The sequence below is a fragment of the Sphingopyxis sp. genome, assembly GCF_035998905.1.
In the GTDB taxonomy this organism is placed as follows: Bacteria; Pseudomonadota; Alphaproteobacteria; order Sphingomonadales; family Sphingomonadaceae; genus Sphingopyxis.
In genome coordinates, this window is record NZ_DASYHG010000008.1 from 1 (window position 1) to 3121 (window position 3121).

The following is a 3121-nucleotide window of genomic DNA, read 5'->3' on the forward strand; positions in this document are numbered from 1 at the left end:
CTCGATGATCGGTCCAAGAGCTCGGGGATTGGCCTCCATCGAGTAGACATGACTGGCGAGCCACCATTCCTCCTCGGCGCGACGGGCGTCGGGCACTTCTCGCCACCAGCATTTCGGATTGCTCGCAGCGTCCCAGCGGTAACCCCGCAGTCGCAGCAAGTCCTTCACCTCGAAGGAGGCGCCGACCGCGCGGAATCGCCAGCTGGGCGCGCGGGCGGTGGTCAGCATCTGCGCGAGCGCAGTCGTGCCATCAGGCATATTCTGTCGTAGAATTTGAATCACCGCGTCGACATCGTCCACGGCGCGGTGCGCACCGTGGAAGTATCCGCTCTGCGCAAGAAGCCACCCCAACGACCGGCCGTCGAAACCATTGGCGCGCCAGTCGATGTCGTTGCAGCTGCAGCACCAGGCGAGCCCCGCAGCCTCCGGTAGCCGGCTCTCAATATGCCGACGGTCGAAAGCAGCATTATGCGCGCAGACGAACGTAGCTGATTTGAGAAGCCGCATTGCCGCCGTCTCGTCGATGGCCTTGCCGGCTACGTCGGCGTCGGTAATGCCGGTCAGGCGCACGATGTCCTCTGGCAGATCGCTTCCCGGATCCTCTAGCCACGAATATGGCCGGTCAATCTTGACGATCACGCCAGATGGATCGACGCGGAAGCGACGCAAGGCGAGTTCGATGATTGCGTCGTCGTCACCGATACCAGTCGTCTCGCAGTCGACAGCGACGCCGATAAAAGTATCGACGCGGCCGCCAACGCCAGTCTCGCCCTCGCGGACATCGAGCCGGCGCAGCAGGCGCACATCATCGTCGCCGTCCGGCACGCACAGCGCAGCCGGATCAGGAATCTCGTCCTTCATTGTGTCTCCGATGCTTGAAAGAACTTCGCCCGAGCCAAATGCGCCGGTGTTCGAGTCCGGGTCCGTGCCCGGGCCCGAGAGCGAGCGCGGTCCACGATATTGTCAGGCCCGAAAGTGCTTCTCGATGCCAACGGCCAAGTCGGCGGCAAGCGGCGACATAGGCTCGGCGTCGATCATCATATTCTAAGATCAGACGTCGATGCGCTGCTCGATGGTCACGGCGAAATCATGGTGCAATGGATGATCTGCTTCAGGCGCTACACGGCGGATAAGTTCCGCGACAGGCTCTTGGACCAACGCCATCGCCACTGGTGTTGATTGATGAAAACCCTCACGAATGTCGGCGACATCAGCGGCGGAGTGCCCGAAGCGTTCACACAAACGGGCCGAGATCTCGGACGGCTCATGCGCGATGGAGGCATGGAATGCCTGAAGCATCAGTTTTCGGTTAGAATAGATGATGGTCGCCGTGAACAATCGGGGCGCTGCCAAAGGAAGACTGCCGGAGAGGTGATCCCTTTTTCCCGCCTTCCGTTTGGACGACATATGTTGCCGTGATCGCCGGCGCTTGTCCTCATCATCCTCCGATAGAAGAGTATCGACCGCTGTGGGCGCAAGATCGAGCCCCAAGGACAGTCCGTGGACGAGAATGCTTCGCAGGCAGTGCTCGCGCTCGAGGCAAGCATCGATCGCCGCGCGACCGTTGAACAGCCGTCGCGGAGCGAGCATCCATGACATAGGGTCATACTCAATACCCTCGCGCTGAAACCTGCTTCCGGTCTCGACTGCAACCAAAGCAACGCGTGTGATTGCGCGCCGCGTGGTGATGATGGCGGCGTCGTCGTGAAGGCAGTCTTCCGCGAGAGGATCGAGCACGATCGGATCCGCCTTGATCGACGCAGCGCTGCCGGGAATGCTTTTGGGGGCAATGGTCATCAGGTCCATTGAACGTCTCCTGGTCGCCAAAGTGGCAATTTTGCAAGTGCAGAGGCGGGGCGACACCGCCGGCAAATGACCATATGGAAACTTAGATAGATAATTCAATAGTTCGCGAATGATTGAATGTTAATTTCTGTTAACCGAGATCTCTGGAGACTGCAGTTCATGGGAATGCGGGAGGGCGCGCCGCAAAACGATTGTCCGATGGCGAACAATCCTAGTCGCCGATCGCGTCCTGTTTCTCGGTTGTCCTCGACGTCTGTAACTACGGCAACCATTTCTCAAGATTGTTGATGCATCCCATATAGGCACCAACGGGAGAGAGCTTGAGCATGCCGTCTGAATTCCTCGCTGAACAAGCTAAAAAATTCTCCCGCCTTCACAGTCTCGACGAAGAAGGGCGGGTCAAAGATCGTCAAGAAGGCGCGGCGATCTTCTTGCGGCTCAACGATCGCGAGCGTTTGGATCTTATCGCTTCAATGATCGAAGCTTGGGCATGCTATCTGCCCTTGAACAGGCCGATGATCAGTGGAGCGTTGCGCCATGCTTGGGACAGCGAGCCTTACATAAATGGCGGCCGGCTTGGATCATATGTCAGTGCTGTTGCACATTGTCCTGGCGGAGAAGAATGGACGATGCAGGATTTCGTGGAAGACTGGGGTCCGGATCTCATGACGGCGGACGAACATGATCAGCTCAACGCGATGGAATTCCCCCTAACAGTATACCGCGGCGGCGCGGGCGACTTCGACGAGCTCGCGGACGGCGTAAGCTGGACCTTAAATTTCGAAATCGCTTCATTCTATGCAACCACGTGGCCAAAATCATGGGGAAATTTGGGTCAGCCATTGATCTTGTCGATGACAATTGAATCGGAAGATGTCGCTGCATTTCTGAACGATCGGAAAGAAGAAGAATTGCTAATCCCCGACGTAGGTCGCATGCGAGAGTCCATACGGATCGTGGACCAAGAACAGACGTCTGCCGCAACTGCGTGATTGCGGCTTTTCGTCTGAGCTTCGGCTGACTTTGAAGCCTCTGGCGGCTTGTTAAAGCATCGATGCGCTCGCGCGTCTCCCGATCGGTCGGAAGCACATGAAACGCTGTCTGTGGAGTTCCTTTTCGCCCGAGGAAGCAGCGCGAGTAAACGGCATATTTGATCTTCAGGTTGGGACGCGGTGTAAGCGCTGTTTCCGGGCCACCTTGCGTCGTGGGGTGATCGCGTCAGATGATGGGCTGTATGGATGACGACAGCCTTGCGAGCGCACTGGACACCTACACTGGAGTGGCTCGGGAGCCTGTTTGTCGACCGGAGTTGCTC

The 3121-nt window shown here is 58.0% G+C and carries 3 protein-coding genes; 1 reads left to right on the plus strand and 2 read right to left on the minus strand.

Going from position 1 to position 3121, the window contains the following annotated elements; genetic code table 11:
* Together VGN62_RS02310 and VGN62_RS02315 are read right to left on the minus strand one after the other, a co-directional pair.
* A partial coding sequence (locus VGN62_RS02310; RefSeq protein WP_327450770.1) for a 3'-5' exonuclease occupies positions 1 to 861 on the minus strand: 861 nt, incomplete at its 3' end.
* 189 nt (positions 862 to 1050) lie between these two features.
* Entirely contained in the window at positions 1051 to 1806 is a 756-nt protein-coding gene (locus tag VGN62_RS02315) for a hypothetical protein (protein WP_310088293.1), read from the minus strand.
* Positions 1807 to 2132: 326 nt separating this feature from the next.
* On the opposite strand from VGN62_RS02315, the gene VGN62_RS02320 reads away from it, so the two are divergent.
* The gene (locus VGN62_RS02320; RefSeq protein WP_232014889.1) at positions 2133 to 2798 is read left to right on the plus strand and encodes a hypothetical protein; all 666 of its coding nucleotides are present in this window, start codon (positions 2133 to 2135) and stop codon (positions 2796 to 2798) included.
* The last annotated feature ends 323 nt before the right edge of the window (positions 2799 to 3121 follow it).

Excerpts from the sequence above, each read along its gene's own strand:
- VGN62_RS02315 (WP_310088293.1), bottom strand. The coding sequence starts at position 1,806 with ATGGACCTGATGACCATTGCCCCCAAAAGCATTCCCGGCAGCGCTGCG.
- VGN62_RS02320 (WP_232014889.1), top strand. The coding sequence starts at position 2,133 with ATGCCGTCTGAATTCCTCGCTGAACAAGCTAAAAAATTCTCCCGCCTT.